We start from the raw sequence: 21156 nt of genomic DNA on the forward strand, positions 1-21156 counted from the left end.
GGACCGGGAGATCGCGATGCCGTCCACGGCCCGGGACGACGGTCCGCCGCGGGCTAGGGTCGGACCGTGCCCGCCTACCGGATCGCCGAGGCCGCGGGCCTGCTCGGCGTCAGCGACGACACGGTGCGCCGCTGGATCGACAGCGGCCGGCTGCCGGCCTCCCGGGACGGCGGCGGTCCCGCGCACGTCGACGGCGCCGACCTCGCCCGGCTGGCCACGCAGCTGCACGAGGCCCCCGAGCCCGGCACCACCCGCGGCTCCTCGGCCCGCAACCGGCTGACCGGCATCGTGACCCGCGTCGTCCGCGACACCGTGATGGCGCAGGTGGAGATCCAGGCCGGGCCGTTCCGGCTCGTCTCCCTCATGTCCCGCGAGGCGGCCGACGAGCTCGGGCTGGACGTCGGCGTCCGTGCCATCGCCACGGTCAAGGCCACCCAGGTCAGCGTCGACGTCCCCTGACGGCGGCACCTCCCAGGGTCCCGCCCCGACCTGGGGTCGATCGAGGTCACGGTGCCGGACAGCTGGTCGCGCGTGGACGGACGCACGGCGGGCCCTGGCGCTCGGGTCGGGTCGGTGGCGTACGCACCTTCGGATGCTCCCCGCGACGCGGACCCGGAACTGCGTGCCGATGTGGGTTACTGTCCCGCAGTCGCGGATCGCCGTCGGGGCCGGTCCGCCGAGCCGGGAGGTCCCATGTCCACGCGCGTCGCCCCCTGGGTGCTGCCGGTCGCGGCCGCGCTGGTGCTCACCGCCTGCGGCGGGACGTCGGACGACGCGCCCGCGGCGCCGGCCGGCTCGAGCCCGGCGGACGACGCCCCCTCCGGCACGCTCACCGTCTTCGCCGCCGCCTCGCTCACCGACGTCTTCACCGACCTCGGCGAGCAGTTCGAGGCCGAGCACCCCGGTCTGGACGTGCAGTTCAACTTCGCCGGCAGCTCCGCGCTGGCCACCCAGCTCGCCCAAGGCGCCCCGGCCGACGTCTTCGCCAGCGCCAACGAGGCGCAGATGGCCGTCGTCACCGACGCCGGGCTGGCCGACGACCCGCAGGTCTTCGCCGCCAACGTGCTGCAGATCGCCGTCCCCGCGGGCAACCCGGCCGGCGTCACCGGTCTGGCCGACCTCGCGCGCGAGGACCTGACGATCGCCGTCTGCGCGCCCCAGGTGCCCTGCGGCGCGGCCGCCGAGGACGTCCTCGCCGCCGCCGGCGTCGCGGCCGCCCCCGACACGCTCGAGGAGGACGTGCGCGCCGCGCTGACCAAGGTCGAGCTCGGCGAGGTCGACGCCGCGCTGGTCTACACGACCGACGTCACCGCGGCCGGGGACGCCGTCGAGGGCATCGACGTCCCCGAGGCCGAGCAGGCGGTCAACGACTACCCGATCGCGGTGCTGGCCGACGCCCCGAACCCCGAGGCGGCCGCCGCCTTCGTCACGCTGGTGCGCGCGGAGGAGGGGCAGCAGGCGCTCGCGGACGCCGGCTTCCGCACCCCGTGAGGCGGCGCGGCCGGGAACCCGGCGTCCCGGTCCCGCTGCTGGTCCCGGCGGTCCTCGCCGTCGCCTTCCTCGTCCTGCCGCTGGCCGGCCTGGTCATCCGGGCGCCCTGGGGGGAGCTGGGACCGCAGCTGACCAGCCCGGCGGTCGGGCAGGCGCTGCGGCTGAGCCTGGTCTCGGCGACGGCCGCGACCGCGCTCTCCCTCGTCCTCGGCGTCCCGCTGGCCTGGGTGCTCGCCCGCTCCCGCGCTCGCGGCCGGTCGGTCCTGCGCGCCCTGGTCACCGTGCCGCTCGTGCTGCCCCCCGTCGTCGGCGGCGTCGCGCTCTTCCTCGTGCTGGGCCGGCAGGGCATCGTCGGGCGCTGGCTGGACCAGGCCCTCGACGTGACCGTCCCGTTCACCACCACCGCGGTCGTCATCGCCGAGACCTTCGTGGCGATGCCGTTCCTCGTCATCAGCGTCGAGGGCGCGCTGCGCGCCGCCGACGCCCGCTTCGAGGACGCCGCCGCCACCCTCGGCGCCGACCGGTGGACGACGTTCCGCCGCGTCACCCTCCCGCTCGTCGCCCCCGGCATCGCCGCCGGCGCCGTGCTGTGCTGGGCCCGCGCGCTCGGCGAGTTCGGCGCCACCATCACGTTCGCCGGCAACTTCCCGGGGACGACGCAGACGATGCCGCTCGCGGTCTACCTGGCGCTCCAGCAGGACCCGGACGCGGCGATCGTCCTCTCCCTGGTGCTGCTGGTCGTCTCCGTCGCGACGCTGCTGCTGCTCAGGGACCGCTGGCTGACGAGGGCGGTGCGGTGACCCTCTCCGCCGACGTGCGGGTCGACCGCGGCCCGCTCACCGTCGAGCTCGACCTGGAGGTGGCCGACGGCGAGGTGCTCGCCGTCCTCGGCCCCAACGGCGCCGGCAAGTCCACCCTGCTGCGCGTGCTCGCCGGCCTGCTGCCGCCCGACGACGGCCGGGTCGCCGTCGGCCGCGACACGTGGGACGACGTCCCCGCCGGCGTGCACGTCCCCGCCCACGAGCGCCGCCTCGGCATGGTCTTCCAGGACCACCTGCTCTTCCCGCACCTGTCGGTCACCGACAACGTCGCCTTCGGCCTGCGCACCCGGGGTGTGCGCAAGCCCGCCGCCCGCGCCGCGGCCACCGAGTGGCTGGCCCGGGTGGGCATCGCCGAGCTCGGCGACCGGCGGCCCGGCCGGCTCTCCGGCGGGCAGGCCCAGCGGGCCGCGCTGGCCCGGGCGCTGGTGGGGGAGCCGGCGCTGCTGCTGCTCGACGAGCCGCTCTCGGCGCTGGACGCCCGCACCCGGCTCACCGTCCGCGCCGAGCTACGCCGTCACCTCGCCGACTTCCCCGGCAGCACCGTGCTGGTCACCCACGACCCGGTCGACGCGATGGCCCTGGCCGACCGGGTGGTCGTCGTCGAGGAGGGCCACGTCGTGCAGGCCGGCACGCCCGCCGACGTGAGCCGCCACCCGCGCACCGACTACGTCGCCCGGCTGGTCGGCCTGGCGCTGCTGCCGGGCACCGGTGAGGGGACGACGGTGCGGCTGGACGACGGCGGTCGCGTCGCGGTGGCCGAGGAGACCGCGGGGCCGGTGTTCGTCGCCGTCCGCCCCGGGTCCGTGGCGCTGTGGACCACCCGCCCCGAGGGCAGCCCGCGCAACGTCTGGCCGGCGCGGCTGGTGTCGGCCACGCCGCACGGGTCGACGGTGCGCTGCGAGCTCGACGGCGAGGTGCCGCTGGTCGCCGACGTCACCGCGACCGCCTTCGCCGAGCTGGGCCTGGCCCCCGGCGCGCGGGTGTGGGCCTCGGTCAAGGCCTCCGACGTCGCCGTCTACGCACGCTGAGCCCAGCGGCGACGACCAGCTCAGCTGGTCGTCGGGGCGCGCTGAGAGGGTGGCGGGATGAGCACGGTCGCGGGACTGGTCCTCGCTGCGGGCGGCGGGCGCCGCTACGGCATGCCCAAGGCACTGGTCGAGTACGAGGGCAGCCTGCTGGTGGAGCGGGCGGTGCGGACGGCGCGGGCGGTGTGCGACCCGGTGCTCGTCGTCCTCGGTGCACGGGCCGTCGACGTCTGGCGGACCGCCGACCTCGACGGCGCCACCGTGCTGGCCAACCGCGACTGGGAGACCGGCATGGCCTCCTCGCTGCGCACCGGCCTCGACGGGCTGCGCGGCTGGCCGGGGTGGGTCGACGCCGCGCTCGTCACCCTGGTCGACATGCCGGGCATGACGCCGGAGGCGCTGCGCGCGGTCGCCGCGCACGCCGCCCCGGACGCGCTGGCGATCGCGACCTACGACGGCGTCCGCGGGCACCCGGTGCTGCTGGGCCGCGAGCACTGGGCCGGGGTCGCCGCGACCGCCACCGGCGACGAGGGCGCCCGCCGCTACCTCGCCGGCCGCGCCGTCACCGAGGTCGACTGCACCGGACTGGCCGATCCGACCGACCTCGACGTGCCGCCGGGCGGGGTACCGTCGGCGCCGTGATCGCCCGGGTCGTCGACGCACCGCTCTCCGTCGCCGAGCACGAGGACGCCGTCGCCGACAAGGCAGCCGGCGCGGTCGTGTCCTTCGCCGGTGTGGTCCGCGACCACGACGGCGGCCGCTCGGTCACCGAGCTCGAGTACGTGGGTCACCCGACCGCCGAGCAGGTGATCGTCGAGCTCGCCGAGGAGTTCGCCGCCCGTCCCGACGTGCACGCCGTCGCCGTCTCCCACCGCGTCGGCATGCTCGGGATCGGCGACGTCGCGCTGGCCTGCGCGGTCAGCTCCTCGCACCGCGGGCAGGCGTTCGCCGCCTGCGCCGAGCTCGTCGACCTGGTGAAGGAGCGGCTCCCGATCTGGAAGCGGCAGGTCTTCACCGACGGCGACGAGGAGTGGGTGGCCTGCCCCTAGGGCGCGGGCACCAGCCGCGCCTCGACGATCTTCGTGGCGCCGGCGGCCCGCGCGGCCACCTCGCCGCTGCGCTGCCGCACCCGGTCGAGCATCTCGGTGTCGTTGAGCGGCATCGTGGCGACCAGTCGCTCGGCCCGGCCCACCGCCGGGTCCGCCAGGACCGCGTCGACCAGGCGGGCGCCGGTGCCCAGCGGCAGGTGACCGGCCTCGACGTGCATCGCGGAGGCGACGACGCCGGGTACCTCGGTCCGGCGGATCTCGGCCTCGGCGAGCACGCGGCCCTCGGCCTGCACTCGGACGACGGACAGGACGGCAGGGGGCATGGTCGACGTCTCCACGACTCGGCGGACGGGGCCGGCCCGGCAGACCGGCGGGGGGCGGCCCCGCGTGCGGGACCCGGACGGCGCGAGACCGCGCCGTCCGCGACAGCCTCTCCCGCGCTCCGCGCGCCGAGGTAGGGACTTCCGTCCCGACCTCCCGGGTGCCCGCCACCCGAGGTGCCGGGCCAGGCCGGTCACGCGCGTGGCGCCACCGGCGGGTCGGACGGCGTCATGCCGGCGGAGATCAGCGTGCTCAGCAGGCGCGCCATCGTCTCGACCAGGTGCAGGTCGCGCGCGGCGCTGCGGGGCCGGGCGCGGAACCCCCAGGCGCACAGCGTGCCGAACAGCTCCCCGTCCGGGCCGACGAGCGGGACGCCGATGTAGGCGGCGATCCGCGCGACCGGCCCGCTCATGCGCTTGGCGAAGGCCGGGACGGCAGCGGTGACCGTGGCCGCCCGTGGGGCCTCCCCGGCGACCATGGCGCGACAGAAGGTGTCCGCCCACGGCAGCCAGGTCCCCGCTCGGATCACGTCGGGTGGGTGGGCGTGGAGCACGACCTGCCGGTCGTCCACGACGCGGGTCACCACCCACACGTCCCAGCCCAGGCGCCCGTGCAGCGCTTCGAGCACACCGCAGGCCGCGGCGCGGAAGTCGTCCCACGGGGCGACGTCCAGGACGGCAGGGGCGGCCATGCCCACCATCGTCCTCGCCCCGCTCCGATTCCGGTACGGGATCGTGCGCAGCTCAGCGGACGGGGGCGGCTCCGTCGTCCGGGTCCCGCCGCACGGCCTCGTCGCGCAGGGCGGCCTCCTCCTCGGCCTCGCCCTCCAGCCGGTGGGCCTCCCCGTGCAGCTGCGCCGCGGCGTCCCCGTGGGACTCGCCGTACACCTCCTCGGCGCGGCCGACCAGCTCCTCGACCTTGGCCTTGGCCCTGCCCCAGATGCTCATGTGCTCATCCTCCGGCGAAGGGCGGCAGCACGTCGACCACCGCGCCCGGCCGCAGCGTCGACGACCGGTCCCGCGTCTGGGTGCCGTCGACGAGGAACGAGCAGGCGGTGAGGACCTTCTCCAGCCGCTCCCCGTGCGTCTCGACGATCTGGCCGACGAGCTCGGACAGCGTGCCGGCGTCGCGGGTCTCGGTCTCCACGCCCGCAGCGGCGCGGGCACCGGCGAAGTAGCGGACGGTGACGGGCACGGGCCTCAGCCCCCGATCGCCGACATCGGCCGGGACGGCTGGAGGAACGACGGGTCGTCGATGCCGTGGCCCGGGAGCTTGCCGAGGGTGGCGATCCGCCAGCGGTCGGCCAGCTCGGCGTCGGTGGCGCCCTCGCGCAGCGGCGTCCGCAGGTCGGACTCCTCGCGGGCGAACAGGCAGTTGCGCACCTGGCCGTCGGCGGTCAGCCGGGTGCGGTCGCAGCTGCCGCAGAAGGAGCGGGTGACCGAGGCGATGACGCCGACGGTCGCGGGGCCGCCGTCCACCAGCCAGCGCTCGGCCGGCGCGGAGCCGCGCTCCTCGGTGTCCGGGGTGAGGGTGTGCGCCGCCGAGAGCCGCTCGAGGACGTCCTCCGCGGTGACCATCTCGCCGCGGGTCCAGGCGTGGTGGGCGTCGAGCGGCATCTGCTCGATGAAGCGCAGCTGGTAGCCCTGCTCGAGGCAGAAGTCCAGCAGCGGGACGGCGTCCTGCTCGTTCATGCCGCGCAGCAGGACGGCGTTGACCTTGACCGGCGTGAGCCCGGCGCGCTGCGCGGCGGCGAGGCCGGCGAGGACGTCGTCGAGCCGGTCGCGGTGCGTGAGCTGCTTGAACCGGTCGCGGTCGAGGGTGTCGAGGCTGACGTTGATCCGGTCCAGCCCGGCCTCGGCGAGCGCCGGGGCGACCCGGGCCAGGCCGATCGCGTTGGTGGTCAGGCTGACCTCGGGCCGCGGCGCCAGCGCGGTGGCCGAGGCCACGATGCCCACCAGGCCGGGGCGCAGCAGCGGCTCGCCGCCGGTGAAGCGGACCTCGCGGATGCCCAGCTGCTCGACGCCGATGCGGACCAGCCGGGCGACCTCGTCGTCGGTCAGCACCTCTACCTTGGGCAGCCAGTCCAGGCCCTCGGGCGGCATGCAGTAGGTGCAGCGCAGGTTGCACCGGTCGGTCAGCGACACCCGCAGGTCGGTCGCGACCCGGCCGTGCCGGTCCACCAGGCCACCGGTGCCGGGGGCGGGGTCCGGACGGCGGACCACGGGGTCCGGGAGGGGGCTGATCGAGGTCACGCCTGTGAATGTAGTGCGGGAGGACGACGCTGCGCCGCTGCCCGAACGGGCGGTGGGGGCGACCGGGGCTCCGGTCGCCCCCACCGGGGGAGTGCCGGGTCAGCCGATCGGGGTCGGGTCGACCGGGTCCGGCGGCACCGGCACCGAACCCTGGATCCGGTTGCGGGCCTGGCAGTCGCTGGTGCAGTCGGTGGCGCCGGCGGACAGCTCGACCGCGTCCTCCCCGAGCACGCCGCCCATCCGGCCGCCCGAGGCGACCGACCAGCGGGTGGTCCGGCCGTCCTGGAAGAGCTTGGTGGCCACCTGCGGGCTGTCCTTGCCGAGCAGCATCTGGTGCGTCGCGTCGCCGGGGACGCCGTCGCCGAAGTTGATCTTCCCGGTGTGCTCGTTGACGAAGTAGGAGAGCGTCGGGCCGAGGGTGTGGACGTACTCGACCGGGCCGCCGAACTCCTGCTCCATCTGGAAGATGCCGCCCTGCGGGGCGTCCTTGGCCTGGACCTTCAGCTCGCCGGCGGCGGTGGTGAACTCCGCGACGAGGACGTCGTCGCGCAGCCGCAGCTCGCCGATGCGCACGCCGCGCACCTGGTCCGTGGTCAGCTGCGGCACCTTCGAGGCGAAGACGACGGTCGGGCCGGTCACCATCCGCTGCGGGTCCGGCGCGCCGGTCAGCGTGTAGTCGCGGACGCCGAGGGTCGCCGGGTCGATGGTGAACGTGACGTGCCGGCCGCGGACGGCGATCGGGCCGGTCGGGGTCACGTCGCGCAGCCGGGCCTCCGAGCCGGCGGCCGGGTTCGTGGTGCGGCCGTTGACGGTGACGGCGAAGTCGCCGGTGGTGCCGGTGGCCGTCCCTCCGCCGTCCTCGGCGGCGGCGGGGTCGTCGCCCTTGGCAGCGGCGGTCCCGGGGGAGAGCAGGACGGTGAGACCGAGCAGGAGGGCCAGCAGGCGGCGCGGGCGGGTGGTCGCGGACACGGGGCTCCTTCGACGGGGGCGCGGCGCGTGTGCTGCCGCTCACAGAAAGTGCATGAAGCATCAAGCAATCCCCCGGCGGCGCGCCGGGCAGCCGGAATGCGGCGGCGGGGCGCAGTGCTCCGTTGCTACGGTCGCGGAGCCACCCGAGAGACCGGCGGGCAGCCCCGCACTCGCCTGTGGCCAGGAAGTGCGAGACGTCCCGTGTCAACCGTGTTCGGTCCCTACGCCCGCCTGTTCGCCGTCCCCGGCTCGCTGGCGTTCTCCTTCGCCGGCTGGGTCGCCCGGCTGCCCATCCCCATGCTCGGCCTGGGCGCCGTCCTGCTCGTGGCCGGCGAGACCGGCAGCTACGGCCTGGCCGGCGCGGTCTCCGGCACGCTGGCGCTGAGCTTCTCCGTCGCCAGCCCGCAGTGGGCCCGCGCCATGGACCGCCGCGGGCAGGGCGCCGTCCTGCGCTGGGCGATGACCGGCTACCTGCTCTGCGGCTACGGCTTCGTGGCCGCGGTGACCCTCGGCGCGCCGCTGTGGAGCTGGTTCGTGCTGGCCGCGCTCTGCGGCGCGAGCGGGCCCAACATCGGGTCCCTGGTCCGGGCCCGCTGGGCCGAGGCACTGGCCGAGCCGGGCCGCCGGCAGACCGCCTTCGCCCTCGAGGCCGTCGTCGACGAGGTCGTCTTCGTCGTCGGCCCGCCGCTGGTGACGCTGCTGGCCACGCTGGTCGCCCCGCCGGCCGGCTTCCTCACCGGCATCACGCTCGGCGCCGTCGGCGGCCTCTGGCTGGCCCGGCAGCGCGCCACCGAGCCCGCCGTCGTGCCCGCCGACCCCGGCGCGCCGTCCCGCCGGTGGGCCGCGCTCAACGCGACGGTGCTGGTCGTGGCGGTCACCTACGCCGCGGTCGGCACCGTGTTCGGGGCGATGGACGTCGTCGTGGTGGGCTTCGCCGACGAGCAGGGCGCGCCGGCGCTGGCCGGTGTGGCGCTGGCCGTCTACGCCTTCGGCAGCCTCGTCGCGGGCCTGGTCTACGGCGTCGCCCGGCTGCCCGGCACGCTGTCCGCCCGCTTCCTGGCCACCGCCGTCACCTTCGGCCTGGCCGCGCAGCTGCTCTGGGGCGTCGGCTCGCTGGTGGTGCTGGTGGCCGCGGGCTTCCTCGCCGGCACCGCGATCGCGCCGGTGCTGGTCTCGGGCACCTCGCTGGTCGAGTCGCGGGTCCCGCGCACCGCCCTCACCGAGGCGCTGTCGTGGACCACCACCGGGCTCACCCTCGGCGTCACGGCCGGGTCCGCCCTGGCCGGCGCCGCCGTCGACGCCTGGGGCGCGGAGTCGGCGTTCGCCGTCCCGGCGGGGGCCGCGGCGCTCGCGGCGCTGATCGCGCTGGCCGGGGCCCCGCTGCTGCGGGTGCGCACCACGCCGGTGCCCGCCGACCTGGCCCGGGAGGCCGTGTGACCGTCACGGTCCGGCCGCTGGCCGACGACGAGCTGCCCGTCGCGTGGGAGCTGGGCCGACTGGCCTTCGGCGGGTCGTCGACAGCGCCGGAGTGGGCGCTGCGGCCGCTGCCCGGGGTGCTGAGGCTGGGCGCCTTCGACGAGCGGGGCCGGCTCGTCGGCAAGGCCACCGACACCGGCCACGAGCAGTGGTGGGGCGGCCGGGCGGTCGCCACCGCGGACGTCGGCGGGGTCGCCGTCCTGCCCGAGCACCGCGGCGGCGGGGTGGCCCGCGCGCTGCTCGCCGACCTGCTGGCCCGGGGCCGGGAGCGGGGTGCCGCGGTCAGTGCGCTCTTCCCGACCGTGTCGGCGGTCTACCGGCGGCTCGGGTGGGAGGTCGTGGGCGGGCTGCAGCGGGCCGAGCTGGACACCGCCTCGCTGCCGTCGGCCCCGGTGCCCGGCGTCGCGGTGCGCCCGGGTGAGCCGGCCGACCTCGCGGTGGTCGACGCGCTGTACGAGACCCTCGCCCGGCCCCGCGCCGGGCTGCTCACCCGCCGCGGCGGCGCGTTCGACCTGCCGCACGAGGGCCGGTGGCCCGACGGGGTGGACGGCCTCACGGTCGCCGAGCAGGACGGCGTCCCCACCGGCGTCCTGGTGTACGAGCGCGGCACCGGCTACGGCCCCGAGGCGCGGCTGACCGTGCACGACCTGCTCGCCGTGACCCCCGAGGCGGCGCGGGCGCTGGTCGGCGTGCTGGCCGGCTGGCGCACCGTGACCCGCACCGTCCGGGTGCCGCTGCTGGCCGGTGACGCGGTGTCCGGCGTGCTGCCGCTCGAGCGCTCACCGGAGGGGCCCGGCGCGGCGTTCATGCACCGGCCGGTCGACGTGGTGCGCGCCGTCGCCGACCGCGGCTGGCCGGGGCACGTGCGCGGTCGGGTGGCGTTCACGCTGCTCGACCCGGTCGTGACGGAGAACACCGGGCCGTGGGAGCTGGAGCTCGCCGACGGCGCCGGGGGGCTCCGCCGTCCCGGCCGGGAGCCCGGGCTGACCCTCGACGTCCGCGGGTTCGCCCAGCTCTACTGCGGGATCACCACCGGACGGGCCGCGGCACTGGCCGGGCTGGTCTCCGGCCCGGGGGACCCGTCCGCGCTGGACCTGATCGCCGCCGGCCCGCCGGTCGGGTTGCTCGACTACTTCTGACGACGGGTTGAGGGCCGGGCTGACGGGTAGGCGGACTGTCGGCAGGCCGCGCCCACGCGAGTGCGCGGCGCCCCACCCGTCAGCGAGAGGAGCCCTCGTGGACACCGTGCCCACGATCCGACTCAACAACGGCGTCGAGATCCCCCAGCTGGGGTTCGGCGTCTACCAGGTCCCGCCGGAGGACACCGCCGACGCCGTCTCCACGGCGCTGGAGATCGGCTACCGGCACATCGACACCGCCGAGATGTACGGCAACGAGAAGGGCGTCGGTGAGGCCGTCGCCCGCTCCGGCATCGACCGCGGCGAGGTCTTCGTGACCAGCAAGCTGAACAACGGCTTCCACCGCCGGGACGACGCGCTGCGCGCCTTCGACCAGTCGCTCGGCGACCTCGGCTTCGAGTACCTGGACCTCTTCCTCATCCACTGGCCGCTGCCCGGGATCGACGTCGACTACATCGAGACCTGGAAGGCGATGGAGGAGATCTACGCCAGCGGCCGCTGCCGCGCGATCGGCGTCTCGAACTTCCAGGCCCACCACCTGCGCCGGCTGTTCTCCGAGACCGAGGTGCGCCCGGCCGTCAACCAGATCGAGGTGCACCCCTACCTCACGCAGGAGGAGCTGCGGGCCTTCGACGCCGACCACGAGATCGTCACCGAGGCCTGGTCGCCGATCGCGCAGGGCAAGGTGCTCGGCGACCCGGCGATCGTGGCCATCGCCGAGCGGCTGGGCCGCACCCCGGCCCAGGTCGTGCTGCGGTGGCACGTCCAGCGCGGGGACGTCGTCTTCCCGAAGTCGGTCTCCCGCCAGCGCATGCAGGAGAACTACGAGCTGTTCGACTTCGAGCTCGGCACCGACGACATGGCCACCCTCACCGGCCTGGACCGCGGCGAGCGCACCGGTCCCGACCCGGACACCTTCAACTACATCCCGGGCTGAGGGCGGCTCCCCTCACGCGATCATGGCGTCGTGACCACTCCGGGCTCGCCGGAGGCGGTCACGACGCCATGATCGTCATCGGCCGACGGAGAGCCGGCCCGGAGGGTCACGGTGTCGTCGTGACGAAGTCGATGAGCTCCTCGACGCGGCCGATCAGCGCGGGCTCCAGGTCGGTCCAGGTGCGCACCCGGGCGAGGATGCGCTGCGCCCAGACGTAGCCGGTGTCGTCCTCCCAGCCCAGCCGGCGGCAGACGCCGTCCTTCCACGACTCGCCCCTGGGCACCGTCGGCCAGGCCCGGATCCCGACGACCGACGGCTTGACGGCCTGCCAGATGTCGATGAACGGGTGGCCGACGACGAGCGCGTGCTCGCCGGTGACCTGCGCGGCGATGCGGGACTCCTTGGAGCCGGTCACCAGGTGGTCGATCAGCACGCCGAGCCGCCGTCCCGACGACGGGCGGAAGTCGCGCACGATGCCGGGGAGGTCGTCGACGCCGTGCAGCGGCTCGACCACGACGCCCTCGATGCGCAGGTCGTGCCCCCACACCTTCTCGACCAGCTCCGCGTCGTGCTTGCCCTCGACGTAGATGCGCCCCTCGCGGGCGACGCGCGCGCGAGCCCCGGCGACGTAGGTCGAGCCCGACGCGCTGCGCGTGGGGGTGGCCGGCGCCTGCGGCTTCGGCCGCACCAGCACGACCGGCCGGCCGTCGACCCAGAAGCCCGGGCCGAGCGGGTAGGCGCGCACGCGGCCGAAGCGGTCCTCGAGGTGGACGACGTCCTTCTCGCAGCGCACGACCGCGCCCACGAACCCGGAGCTCGGGTCCTCCACGACCAGGTCGCGCTCGGCCTCGACCTGCGGGCTCGGCTTCTTGACGGTGCGCGGGTGGACCAGGTCGTCGTACGGCGAGCGGGGAGGCACGCCCTCCAGGATGGGCAGGCGCACCGCGGACGGCGGGGCCGACGCGCCGGGACGGCGTCATGTCTGACACGCCCGAGCGACTCGACGTGACGCGTCGTGGCCGATCGTCACGCAGGTGTAGTGATCTGCGTCACCCCCCGTTGCCTTGTTTCTCACCTGCGCGGATGCGATGGCTGGCGCGTCCCGGGGTCTCCGAGCGTCCCGCGCCAGCACCGACCGGGCGTGTCACGACGACCGTGGCCGTTTCGTGACCCGCCGGGCGGACACCCCTGTCATCGACCGAACTCACCAGCTCAGACGGGAGCGAGAGCCACCATGATCGGCACCGAAGCCATCAGCCGCGTGATCGGCAAGGACGTCTACGACCAGAGCGGCGACAAGATCGGCTCGGCCTCGGAGGTCTACCTCGACGACGAGAGCGGCCAGCCGGAGTGGGTCACGGTGCGCACCGGCCTGTTCGGCACCAAGGAGTCCTTCGTCCCGCTGCGCGACGCCGACCTCACCGACGACGGCCTGCGCGTACCGGTGAGCAAGGCCCAGGTGAAGGACGCGCCGAAGATCGACACCGACGGTCACCTGTCGCCGCAGGAGGAGCAGGAGCTCTACCGCTACTACGGCCTCGGCTCCGGCCAGGGGACGACGACCGACACCACCGTGGGCCGTGTCGACCGTGACGAGACGACGGTCACCGACACCACGCAGACCCAGACCACGACCGGGACCGCCGGCACGGCCGGCACCGCTGGCATGGCCGGCACCACCGGGACCGCGGGCACGGCGGGCACCACCGGGACCGCGGGTGTGGCGGGCACCGCGGGCACGGCCGGGATGGCCGGTAGCGCGGGGCGGACCGATCGGGACGGTGACGGGGTGTACGACGACGTCGCCGACCGGGCGGTGGGCCGGGACACCTCCGGGCCGACCACCGACGAGGCGATGACCCGCTCGGAGGAGCGGCTCAACGTGGGCACCCGCACCGAGGAGGTCGGCCGGGCCCGGCTGCGCAAGTACGTGGTCACCGAGAACGTGACCGAGACCGTGCCGGTCTCCCGCGAGGAGGTGCGGGTCGAGCGCGAGCCGATCACCGACGCCAACATCGGCAACGCGCTGGACGGCCCGGCGATCTCCGAGGAGGAGCACGAGGTCACCCTGCACGCCGAGCGCCCGGTGGTGGAGAAGGAGGCCGTGCCGGTCGAGCGGGTGCGCCTGGACACGGAGACCGTCACCGACTCCGAGCGGGTGTCGGCCGACGTCCGCAAGGAGGAGGTCGAGGTCGACGGCGGCACCGGCGTGACCGGCGGCACCACCGGCGGGGACGACCGCAGCTTCACCCAGAAGGCCAAGGACGCCCTCGACCGCGACGACGACGGCCGCATCGGCCGCTGACAGAGGACCCCCTGCCCCCCGGAGAAGGACCCCGTCCTCTCCACCCCGCAGGCGCGCGGCGGGCCCCTGGACGGGGCCGGCGGGACCCTGCGGGGGCCGGGCCGCCCGGCAGGACCGGGCACCAGACGGCGGTGGCCGGCCGAGGACCTGATCCCGGCCGGCCATCTGCCGTTCCCGGGCCGGTGCCAGGTCCACCCGACCGGGCAGGCCGCGTCGGCGGCGCGGGTGGGATGCTCGGGACGTGAGCGAGACCACGGTGCGGCCGGTGACCGGCGCGGACGGCGGGATCGGCGGCCCCGACGAGCTCGCCGCGGCCCTCGAGGGAACCGGCTACCTGCCCGACGAGGGCCTGGCGACCGCCGCCTACCTGGCCCTGGCCATGCACCGCCCACTGTTCCTGGAGGGCGAGGCCGGCGTCGGCAAGACCGCGCTGGCCCAGGCGCTGGCGCGGGTCACCGGCCGGCCGCTGTACCGGCTGCAGTGCTACGAGGGCCTGGAGGCCAGCCAGGCGCTCTACGACTGGGACTTCGGCCGGCAGCTGCTGCACCTGCGCGCCGCCGAGGCCGCGCACGCCACCGGCGACACCGAGACGCTGGAGGCCTCCCTCTACGACCGCCGCTTCCTGCTGGCCCGGCCGCTGCTGCAGGCGCTGGAGGACTCCCCGAGCGTGCTGCTGGTCGACGAGGTCGACCGCGCCGACGACGAGTTCGAGGCCTTCCTGCTCGAGGTCCTGTCCGACTTCACGATCTCCATCCCCGAGCTCGGCACCATCCGCGCGAGCACCCCGCCGCTCGTCGTCCTCACCTCGAACCGCACCCGTGAGGTGCACGACGCGCTCAAGCGGCGCTGCCTCTACCACTGGCTGCAGCACCCGGACTTCGACCGCGAGGTGGCGATCCTGCGCCGCCGGCTGCCCGACGTGACCGAGCAGCTGGCACGCGAGGTGGCCCGGGCGACGGCGAAGCTGCGCACCCTGGACCTGCTCAAACCGCCCGGGGTCGCCGAGGCGATGGACTGGGCGACCGCGCTGCACACCCTCGGCGCCCGGGAGCTGGACCCCGACGTCGCCGCGCGCACCCTCGGCGCGGTGCTGAAGTACCGCGAGGACACCGACCGCGTGCACGCCATGGCCCGGGGGGCGCTCTTCGGTGGCGGCTGAAGAAGGACCTCGTCCCCCTCACGCCCAGGCTCGGGAGGAGGACCCTCCTGCCCCCCTGGAAGGACCCTCCTGCCCCCCGCCGCTCGCGAGCTCGCGGCGGGAGCCTGCAGGGAGGCCGATCGAGGCTCGTGGCGGGCCCCTGCCGGAGGGCCGGGACGGGGCCGCCCGTCCACCCCGGGACGTCGTCGACACGGTGCTGGGCTTCGCGCGCACCCTCCGGGTCGCCGGGGTGGCCGCCTCGCCGGACCGGGTCGAGGCGATGCTGGCCGCCGTCGCGGCGCTCGACGTCCTCGACGCCACCGACGTGTACTGGAGCGGCCGGCTGACGCTGTGCGCGGGCCCGGACGACCTGGAGCGCTACGACGCCGCCTTCGCCGCGTACTTCGGCGGCGAGACGCCGCGGCCGGTGCCGCCGGCGGCCCCGCAGCGGCAGCGGACGGTCACCACCGCGCCGATGGACCCGGGGGAGGGGCAGGGGGACGACGAGTCGCCGCCGGACCTCGCCGGCCAGGCCAGCGCCGACGAGGTGCTGCGCCACCGGGACGTCGCCGAGCTGACCGGCGCCGAGCGCGAGCAGCTGCGCCGGCTGTTCGCGCTGCTGGTCCCCGCCGCGCCGATGCGGCTCTCGCGCCGGCGCCGGCCCAGCCCGCACGGCGCCGTCCACGCCTCCCGCACCGTCCGCCGCGCGCTGCACGACGGCGGCGAGGTCACCCGGCTGCTGCACCGGCGGGCCCGGCCCCGCCCGCGCCGCGTCGTCCTGCTCATCGACGTCTCCGGCTCGATGAGCCCCTACGCCGACGCGCTGCTGCGGTTCGCGCACGCCGCGGTCCGGGCCCACCCGGCCGCGACCGAGGTGTTCACCATCGGGACCCGGCTGACCCGGGTGACGCGCGAGCTGCGGCTGCGCGACCCCGACAAGGCGCTGGCCGCCAGCGGCTCGGCGATCCCCGACTGGTCCGGCGGCACCCGGCTCGGCGAGGTGCTCAAGGCCTTCCTCGACCGGTGGGGGCAGCGCGGCACCGCCCGCGGCGCGATCGTCGTCGTGTGCAGCGACGGCTGGGAGCGCGGCGGCACCGACGTGCTCGCCGAGCAGATGGCCCGGCTGCGGCGGCTGGCGCACGCGGTCGTGTGGGTCAACCCGCACAAGGGCCGGGAGGGCTACGAGCCGCTCACCGGCGGGATGCAGGCGGCGCTGCCGTCGGTGGACCACTTCGTGGCCGGGCACAGCCTGGCCGCGTTCCAGCAGCTGGCGGGGGTCATCAGCCGTGCCTGACGGACCCTCCTCCCACCCTCGCAGGCCCTCGAAGGGGGCCATCATGACCTACCTCCGTGCAAAGGAGCTGTCGGATGCGTGACGTGCTCGAGGACCTGATCGGCTGGTGGCAGGCGGGCGAGACCGTCGGCATGGGGACGGTGGTGGCCACCTGGCGCTCCGCCCCCCGGCCGGCGGGTGCGTCGATGCTCGTCGGGCCCGACGGCACCGCTGTGGGCAGCGTCTCCGGCGGCTGCGTCGAGGGCGCGGTCTACGAGGAGGCCAAGGACGTCGTCGAGTCCGGCGTCCCCACCCTCGAGCGGTACGGCGTCAGCGACGACGACGCCTTCGCCGTGGGGCTGACCTGCGGCGGGATCCTCGACGTCTTCGTCGAGGCGGTGTCGCGGGAGTCCTTCCCCGAGCTCGGCGAGGTGGCCGAGTCGGTGGCGCGGCACGAGCCGGTCGCCGTCGTCACCTGCGTCGCGGGCCCGGAGGACCGGGTGGGACGGCGGCTGGTCGTCTGGCCCGACCGCAGCTCGGGCACCCTCGGCCTGCAGCGCCTGGACGACGCCGTCGCCGACGACGCGCGCGGCATGCTGGCCGCCGGCCGCACCGGGATGCTGCACGTCGGCCACGACGGCGAGCGCCGCGGCGACGACCTGTCGCTGTTCGTCAACGCCTTCGCGCCGGCCGCCCGGATGGTCGTCTTCGGCGCCATCGACTTCGCCGCCGCGGTCGCCCGCGTCGGGGCCTTCCTCGGCTACCGCGTCACCGTCTGCGACGCCCGCCCGGTCTTCGCCACGCCCAAGCGCTTCCCCGACGCGCACGAGGTCGTCGTCGAGTGGCCGCACCGCTACCTGCAGGCCGAGGTGGACGCCGGCCGGATCGACGAGCGCACCGTGCTGTGCGTGCTCACCCACGACCCGAAGTTCGACGTCCCGCTGCTGGAGGTCGCGCTGCGGCTGCCGGTCGCCTACGTCGGCGCGATGGGCTCGCGACGCACGCACGAGGAGCGGCTGGCCCGACTGGAGGAGGCGGGGCTGTCGAAGGAGGAGCTGGCGCGGCTCTCCTCCCCGATCGGGCTGGACCTCGGCGCCCGCACGCCCGAGGAGACGGCCATCTCGATCGCCGCCGAGGTCATCGCCGGCCGCTGGGGCGGCTCGGGGGAGCGGCTCTCCGGCACCGAGGGCCCGATCCACCGGACCGCGGACCGCTGAGGCTCCGGCGCGAGGTCTGCACAGTGGTCGCCATCAGGGCCCTCATGGCCACCACTGTGCACATCCCGCACGCGGGAGGACCCCTCCCATAGCGGATCAGCGATACCTTTGCCGCTATGCCGGTCGAGCCTCGTCGCAGCGCCTTCCCCGGACTCGGTGCTGCCTCCGCGCGCCGGCACGAGTTGATCGAGCAGCTGGCCCGCGCCCGCCGGGAGAGCGGGCTGAGCCAGACCGAGCTCGCCGCGCGCATGGGCACGTCGCAGTCCGCCGTCGCCCGGCTGGAGAGCGGCGAGCTCGACGCGCGGCTGTCCACGCTGGAGCGCTACGCGGCCGCTCTCGGGCGCGCCGTCGACTGGCACGTCCGGTCCCCCGAGTCGGCCACCCGCTCCACCACCCCGAGCGAGGAGTCCCCATGACCCGACCCACGGGCACGTGGCCGCCCGTCCCGCCCGGCCCCCCCGACCCGCCGTTCCCCCCGGGGCCGCCGGAGTGGCCGCGTACGCCGTGGCAGCCCGAGCCGCGCCCGCCGGCCCCCGGCCCGGTGTCGGCATCGGCCGCCCTGGTCGTCGGCGGGGGTGACTGGCTCGCCGAGCGGCTGCTCGAACAGCGGGTGGTCACCCTCTCCGGCGAGCTGGACACCGATGCCGTCAACCGGGCGGTCGCCGAACTGGCGCTGCTCGACGCGACGGGGAACGACCCGGTCCGGCTCCGGCTCTCCGGGGTGGGCGCCGACCTGCAGGGCGCCCTGACGCTGGTGGACGCACTCGACCTGGTCGGCGTCCCGGTGCACGCGACCAGCCTGGGCGTCCTCAGCGGACCGGCGGTCGCGGTCCTCGCCGTCGCCGACCGGCGGATCGCGGGCGCGCACGCGACGGTGCGGCTCTGCGAGCCCCGAGCGCCGCGCGGCGTCCCCGGCCACGAGGTGGAGGCCTGGGCCGCCGAGCACGCACGGCAGCTGCGCCGACTGCAGGAGCGGTTGGCCGCGGCCTGCGGGCGGTCGGTGGACGAGGTGGCCGCGGACATGCGCGCCGGGAGACTGCTCGACGCGGAGGAGGCCCGCGCCTACGGCCTGGTCGACCATTAGGCCCCCTCCCGGGGTCCGCCCCGAGCTCGCGGGGGATCGGGAGGAGGGGGTCCTCTCTCGGTACGACGTCGAGGTCGTGGCGCTGCTGGCCTCGCCCGTGCACCGCTACGACGGCCGGCCCGCAGGCCCCGTCCCGCAGCAGGACGGCGACCGGCGCGAGGCCGTCGAGGTGCGGGCCGGGGTCGGCGTGGTCGGGGACCGCTACGCCGGCCGCCCGGCGCACCGCGACGCCCAGCTGACCGTGCTCGCCGTCGAGGCGCTGGAGGCCGTCGCCGCCGAGACCGGCTCCGCCCCGTTCGACCCGCACCTGGCCCGGCGCACCGTCGTCCTGCGCGGCGCGGAGGTGGAGGCGCTGCGAGGGCAGCGGTTCACGCTGGACACCGGGTCCGGGCCGGTGCTGCTCGGCGGCGGGCGGCCGGCCCACCCCTGCGCCTGGATGGACGTCGTCCTGGCGCCGGGCGCGCACCGGACCCTGCGCGGCCGGGGCGGCGTGCGCTGCGCCGCGCTGTCGGACGGCGAGCTGCGGCTCGGGCCCGCCGTCCTCGGCTCGGCCGTCCCGCTGGACCCGGTGCGGGCCGGGATGGCGGTCAGCCCAGCAGCGTCCGGACGGCCGCGGGGGCCTGCGTCGGCCTGAGCAGCGGCGCCACCCGGCCGTCACCGGCGGCGGCCAGCGCGGCGCAGTTGGCCACCGACTCCGGCTCCCCCGACAGCGAGAGCACGTGCAGGTGCGCGCCCGCGCGGGCGAGCGCCGCCGCGGCCGGCAGCGGGTCGGGGCTGTCGGTGGGCATCCCGTCGGAGAGCAGCAGCACGTCCCGGGCGGCCGCGCGGGAGCGGGCCACCTGGGCCGCCGCGGTGCGCAGGCCCAGGTCCAGGTCGGTGGTGCCGCCGCCCTGCAGGTCGAACAGCCGGTCGATGACGGCGTCCGTGCGCGGGTCGGTGGACAGCGGCCGCAGCACGACCGCCCGCGACCAGAAGGCGACGACGGCCAGCTCGTCCTCGGGCCGCATCCGCTGGGACAGCGCCGAGGCGGTGAGGACGGCGACCGCGAGCTCGTCGCCTGCGACCGAGCCGGAGGCGTCGACGAGCAGCACGCACGCCCGGCCGGTGGAGCGCCAGCCGCGGGTGTGCAGGTGCTCGGCCCGCCAGTGCGGCTCGGCGCCGCGCGCGGCGAGGGTCGCGTCCAGGTCGATGTCGCTGCCGGTCTCGTCGCGGCGGGTCACCACGCGGCGGGTGCCCGGGCGGTCGGGGACCCCGGCGCGCGGCGTGCCCACCGGCAGCCGGCAGGCCAGCGCCCGCGCGGCGGTCCGCAACGCCGGGTCGAACGCCCGCCCCATGGCCGTCAGCAGCCGGTTGGCCGCGTCGGGGTCGCGGGCGGTGAGGTCGGCCAGCGCGTCCTCGTCGAGCTCTCCCAGCTGCGGGGAGACACGCTGGAACTCCGGGTGGGCCCGGGCCATCTCCTCGCGGCCGGCGCGGCGGGCCTGGCGCTGCTTCAGCAGCTGTTCGACGTCGTCGGGGTCCTCCACGGGCACCGGCCGCGGCGGGCGGCGCCCCGGGGGTTCGGTCAGCCCGCCGTCCCCCGGCGGGGGCGGTGGGGGCGGGGGCGGCTCGGCCGCGCCGGCGGGGTCGCCCGGTTCCTCGGGCGTCAGGCTTTTCCCAGCTCCTCACCCGCCCGGCGCCAGATGTCCGCGACGACGTCCTCCACCGGCCGGGCCGCGCCGTCGGCCAGGGTCACCTTGCCGGTGAGCGCGGCGAGGGCGGCGTCGAGTCCGGTGGTGTCCTCGACGGCCTCGTGCCCGCGGACGGTGGCCAGCTCCAGCGCGATGAGCACCGTGTCCAGGGCGCCGCGCACCGAGGAGCCGATCCGCAGCTCGGGGTGGTCGCGGGTGATCCGGACCGCCCGCACCGCCTGGGCGACCAGCCCCGCCGGCCCGCCGGTCGCGGCGGCGACGACGGCGAGCTCGGCCTCCTCGTCCTGGTAGCCCATCGCCACCCGGCAGGAGCGGTCGTACAGCGCCGGCGTCACCCGCGCGGTCCCCACCGCGTCGAACGGGTTCATGGCGGCGACCAGCCGGAACGTGGGCCGCGCGGTGACCCGGCCGAAGCGCGGCACGTGCATCTCGCGCTCCGACAGCACGCCGAGGAGCACGTTCATCGTCTCCTCGGGGACCCGGTTGAACTCCTCGACGTAGAGGATCGCGCCGTCGGTCATGGCCCGGGTGAGCGGGCCGGGCACGAAGTTCTCGGGGCGGTAGTCCTCGGTGAGCACCCGTGAGGCGTCGTGGTGGCCGACCAGCCGGGTGGGGGTGAGCTCGGCGTTGCCCTCGACCAGCACCAGCGGCACGCCGGCACCGTCGGCCAGCGAGCGCAGCAGCGTCGTCTTGCCCGTGCCCGGCGGGCCCTCCAGCAGGACGTTGCGGCCGGCCGACAGCGCGGCCGCGACGACCTCGGCCTCGCGGATGCGGGCGACCACGCGCTCGCGGGCGACCCGGACCATGCCGGTGACGTCCAGCCGCCGGGCGGCCGTGGTGGTGCTCAAGGCTCAGGTGCTCCTCTGGGTCGACGTGCGACCGGGGCGCCCCCCGCAGGGAACGCCCCGGCCCGGCCGACCCCCTGCAGGGTCCCGCCGCCAGCTCGCGAGTGGCGGGGGCAGGGGGTGGTT

Annotated in this window: 25 protein-coding genes and 1 pseudogene; 17 read left to right on the forward strand and 9 right to left on the reverse strand. The window is 76.2% G+C overall.

The features are described 5' to 3' along the window. Positions 1-66: 66 nt before the first annotated feature. From ACI79G_RS08435 to ACI79G_RS08465, 7 genes and pseudogenes are all read left to right on the forward strand, one after another. Positions 67-459 carry a TOBE domain-containing protein gene (locus ACI79G_RS08435; RefSeq protein ID WP_456880690.1) on the forward strand — a complete coding sequence of 131 codons (393 nt, stop codon included), beginning with the start codon at positions 67-69 and terminating at the stop codon, positions 457-459. Positions 460-693: 234 nt separating this feature from the next. After that, entirely contained in the window at positions 694-1491 is a 798-nt protein-coding gene (gene modA, locus ACI79G_RS08440; protein WP_456880691.1) for a molybdate ABC transporter substrate-binding protein, read from the forward strand. Further along, entirely contained in the window at positions 1488-2291 is an 804-nt protein-coding gene (locus tag ACI79G_RS08445) for an ABC transporter permease (protein ID WP_456880692.1), read from the forward strand. Before modA ends, ACI79G_RS08445 begins: the two co-directional genes overlap by 4 nt. Next, positions 2261-2764: pseudogene (locus ACI79G_RS08450) on the forward strand (ATP-binding cassette domain-containing protein); the annotation flags it as partial. The gene ACI79G_RS08445 and the pseudogene ACI79G_RS08450, both read left to right, overlap by 31 nt. Before the next feature lie 120 nt (positions 2765-2884). Then, positions 2885-3340, forward strand: coding sequence for a TOBE domain-containing protein (locus ACI79G_RS08455; RefSeq protein ID WP_456880767.1), 456 nt, complete (start codon positions 2885-2887; stop codon positions 3338-3340). A gap of 57 nt (positions 3341-3397) precedes the next feature. Further along, a complete protein-coding gene (locus ACI79G_RS08460) occupies positions 3398-3979 on the forward strand; it encodes a nucleotidyltransferase family protein (protein WP_456880693.1) in 582 nt (193 codons plus the stop codon). Continuing rightward, positions 3976-4386, forward strand: coding sequence for a molybdenum cofactor biosynthesis protein MoaE (locus ACI79G_RS08465; RefSeq protein ID WP_091223576.1), 411 nt, complete (start codon positions 3976-3978; stop codon positions 4384-4386). The genes ACI79G_RS08460 and ACI79G_RS08465 overlap by 4 nt, the downstream gene beginning before the upstream one ends. Here the strand turns inward: ACI79G_RS08465 and ACI79G_RS08470 are convergent. The 6 genes from ACI79G_RS08470 to ACI79G_RS08495 all read right to left on the reverse strand — a co-directional run bounded on the left by ACI79G_RS08470 (position 4383) and on the right by ACI79G_RS08495 (position 7928). Then, positions 4383-4709: a hypothetical protein gene (locus ACI79G_RS08470; RefSeq protein WP_456880694.1), complete on the reverse strand. Its 327-nt coding sequence runs from the start codon at positions 4707-4709 to the stop codon at positions 4383-4385. The two genes, ACI79G_RS08465 and ACI79G_RS08470, sit on opposite strands and share 4 nt — an antisense overlap. 191 nt (positions 4710-4900) lie before the next feature. Continuing rightward, entirely contained in the window at positions 4901-5398 is a 498-nt protein-coding gene (locus tag ACI79G_RS08475) for a GAF domain-containing protein (RefSeq protein ID WP_456880695.1), read from the reverse strand. Between the two features lie 52 nt (positions 5399-5450). Then, a complete protein-coding gene (locus ACI79G_RS08480; RefSeq protein ID WP_091223580.1) occupies positions 5451-5654 on the reverse strand; it encodes a hypothetical protein in 204 nt (67 codons plus the stop codon). A 4-nt stretch (positions 5655-5658) separates the two neighbouring features. After that, a complete protein-coding gene (locus ACI79G_RS08485; protein ID WP_456880696.1) occupies positions 5659-5901 on the reverse strand; it encodes a MoaD/ThiS family protein in 243 nt (80 codons plus the stop codon). Between the two features lie 5 nt (positions 5902-5906). Continuing rightward, positions 5907-6959 carry a GTP 3',8-cyclase MoaA gene (gene moaA, locus ACI79G_RS08490; protein ID WP_456880697.1) on the reverse strand — a complete coding sequence of 351 codons (1053 nt, stop codon included), beginning with the start codon at positions 6957-6959 and terminating at the stop codon, positions 5907-5909. A gap of 99 nt (positions 6960-7058) precedes the next feature. After that, positions 7059-7928 (reverse strand): hypothetical protein, encoded by an 870-nt coding sequence (locus ACI79G_RS08495; RefSeq protein ID WP_456880698.1) that lies wholly within the window; start codon positions 7926-7928, stop codon positions 7059-7061. A 210-nt stretch (positions 7929-8138) separates the two neighbouring features. Between ACI79G_RS08495 and ACI79G_RS08500 the strand changes: the two genes are divergently transcribed. From ACI79G_RS08500 to ACI79G_RS08510, 3 genes are all read left to right on the forward strand, one after another. Beyond that, complete coding sequence (locus ACI79G_RS08500; protein ID WP_456880699.1) at positions 8139-9365, forward strand: MFS transporter; 1227 nt, start codon at positions 8139-8141, stop codon at positions 9363-9365. Continuing rightward, entirely contained in the window at positions 9362-10543 is a 1182-nt protein-coding gene (locus tag ACI79G_RS08505) for a GNAT family N-acetyltransferase (RefSeq protein WP_456880700.1), read from the forward strand. The genes ACI79G_RS08500 and ACI79G_RS08505 overlap by 4 nt, the downstream gene beginning before the upstream one ends. A 97-nt stretch (positions 10544-10640) precedes the next feature. After that, positions 10641-11480, forward strand: a complete 840-nt coding sequence (locus tag ACI79G_RS08510) for an aldo/keto reductase (protein WP_456880701.1) — start codon at positions 10641-10643, stop codon at positions 11478-11480. A 106-nt stretch (positions 11481-11586) separates the two neighbouring features. Here the strand turns inward: ACI79G_RS08510 and ACI79G_RS08515 are convergent, their stop codons facing one another. Next, positions 11587-12399 carry a DUF3097 domain-containing protein gene (locus tag ACI79G_RS08515; RefSeq protein ID WP_456880702.1) on the reverse strand — a complete coding sequence of 271 codons (813 nt, stop codon included), beginning with the start codon at positions 12397-12399 and terminating at the stop codon, positions 11587-11589. Positions 12400-12714: 315 nt separating this feature from the next. On the opposite strand from ACI79G_RS08515, the gene ACI79G_RS08520 reads away from it, so the two are divergent. The 7 genes from ACI79G_RS08520 (at position 12715) to ACI79G_RS08550 (ending at position 19131) form a co-directional block, all read left to right on the forward strand. After that, positions 12715-13785 (forward strand): PRC and DUF2382 domain-containing protein, encoded by a 1071-nt coding sequence (locus tag ACI79G_RS08520; RefSeq protein ID WP_456880703.1) that lies wholly within the window; start codon positions 12715-12717, stop codon positions 13783-13785. Positions 13786-14026: 241 nt separating this feature from the next. After that, positions 14027-14944 carry an AAA family ATPase gene (locus ACI79G_RS08525; RefSeq protein ID WP_456880704.1) on the forward strand — a complete coding sequence of 306 codons (918 nt, stop codon included), beginning with the start codon at positions 14027-14029 and terminating at the stop codon, positions 14942-14944. 193 nt (positions 14945-15137) lie between these two features. Next, complete coding sequence (locus ACI79G_RS08530; protein WP_456880705.1) at positions 15138-16217, forward strand: vWA domain-containing protein; 1080 nt, start codon at positions 15138-15140, stop codon at positions 16215-16217. 74 nt (positions 16218-16291) lie between these two features. Beyond that, positions 16292-17413: an XdhC family protein gene (locus tag ACI79G_RS08535; RefSeq protein WP_456880706.1), complete on the forward strand. Its 1122-nt coding sequence runs from the start codon at positions 16292-16294 to the stop codon at positions 17411-17413. Positions 17414-17529: 116 nt separating this feature from the next. Then, positions 17530-17829 carry a helix-turn-helix domain-containing protein gene (locus ACI79G_RS08540; protein ID WP_456880707.1) on the forward strand — a complete coding sequence of 100 codons (300 nt, stop codon included), beginning with the start codon at positions 17530-17532 and terminating at the stop codon, positions 17827-17829. Then, positions 17826-18497: an ATP-dependent Clp protease proteolytic subunit gene (locus tag ACI79G_RS08545; RefSeq protein WP_456880708.1), complete on the forward strand. Its 672-nt coding sequence runs from the start codon at positions 17826-17828 to the stop codon at positions 18495-18497. Before ACI79G_RS08540 ends, ACI79G_RS08545 begins: the two co-directional genes overlap by 4 nt. 76 nt (positions 18498-18573) lie before the next feature. Continuing rightward, positions 18574-19131 (forward strand): MOSC domain-containing protein, encoded by a 558-nt coding sequence (locus ACI79G_RS08550; RefSeq protein ID WP_456880709.1) that lies wholly within the window; start codon positions 18574-18576, stop codon positions 19129-19131. Here ACI79G_RS08550 and ACI79G_RS08555 read toward each other — a convergent pair. Both ACI79G_RS08555 and ACI79G_RS08560 read right to left on the reverse strand, forming a co-directional pair. Further along, complete coding sequence (locus ACI79G_RS08555; RefSeq protein WP_456880710.1) at positions 19085-20020, reverse strand: vWA domain-containing protein; 936 nt, start codon at positions 20018-20020, stop codon at positions 19085-19087. The two genes, ACI79G_RS08550 and ACI79G_RS08555, sit on opposite strands and share 47 nt — an antisense overlap. A gap of 119 nt (positions 20021-20139) precedes the next feature. Then, entirely contained in the window at positions 20140-21033 is an 894-nt protein-coding gene (locus ACI79G_RS08560; RefSeq protein ID WP_456880711.1) for an AAA family ATPase, read from the reverse strand. Between the last annotated feature and the right edge of the window lie 123 nt (positions 21034-21156).

It is taken from the genome of Geodermatophilus sp. SYSU D00779 (assembly GCF_054050595.1).

Excerpts from the sequence above, each read along its gene's own strand:
- modA (WP_456880691.1), top strand. The coding sequence starts at position 694 with ATGTCCACGCGCGTCGCCCCCTGGGTGCTGCCGGTCGCGGCCGCGCTG.
- ACI79G_RS08455 (WP_456880767.1), top strand. The coding sequence starts at position 2,885 with ATGGCCCTGGCCGACCGGGTGGTCGTCGTCGAGGAGGGCCACGTCGTG.
- ACI79G_RS08460 (WP_456880693.1), top strand. The coding sequence starts at position 3,398 with ATGAGCACGGTCGCGGGACTGGTCCTCGCTGCGGGCGGCGGGCGCCGC.
- ACI79G_RS08470 (WP_456880694.1), bottom strand. The coding sequence starts at position 4,709 with ATGCCCCCTGCCGTCCTGTCCGTCGTCCGAGTGCAGGCCGAGGGCCGC.
- ACI79G_RS08475 (WP_456880695.1), bottom strand. The coding sequence starts at position 5,398 with ATGGCCGCCCCTGCCGTCCTGGACGTCGCCCCGTGGGACGACTTCCGC.
- ACI79G_RS08480 (WP_091223580.1), bottom strand. The coding sequence starts at position 5,654 with ATGAGCATCTGGGGCAGGGCCAAGGCCAAGGTCGAGGAGCTGGTCGGC.
- ACI79G_RS08520 (WP_456880703.1), top strand. The coding sequence starts at position 12,715 with ATGATCGGCACCGAAGCCATCAGCCGCGTGATCGGCAAGGACGTCTAC.
- ACI79G_RS08535 (WP_456880706.1), top strand. The coding sequence starts at position 16,292 with ATGCGTGACGTGCTCGAGGACCTGATCGGCTGGTGGCAGGCGGGCGAG.
- ACI79G_RS08540 (WP_456880707.1), top strand. The coding sequence starts at position 17,530 with ATGCCGGTCGAGCCTCGTCGCAGCGCCTTCCCCGGACTCGGTGCTGCC.
- ACI79G_RS08545 (WP_456880708.1), top strand. The coding sequence starts at position 17,826 with ATGACCCGACCCACGGGCACGTGGCCGCCCGTCCCGCCCGGCCCCCCC.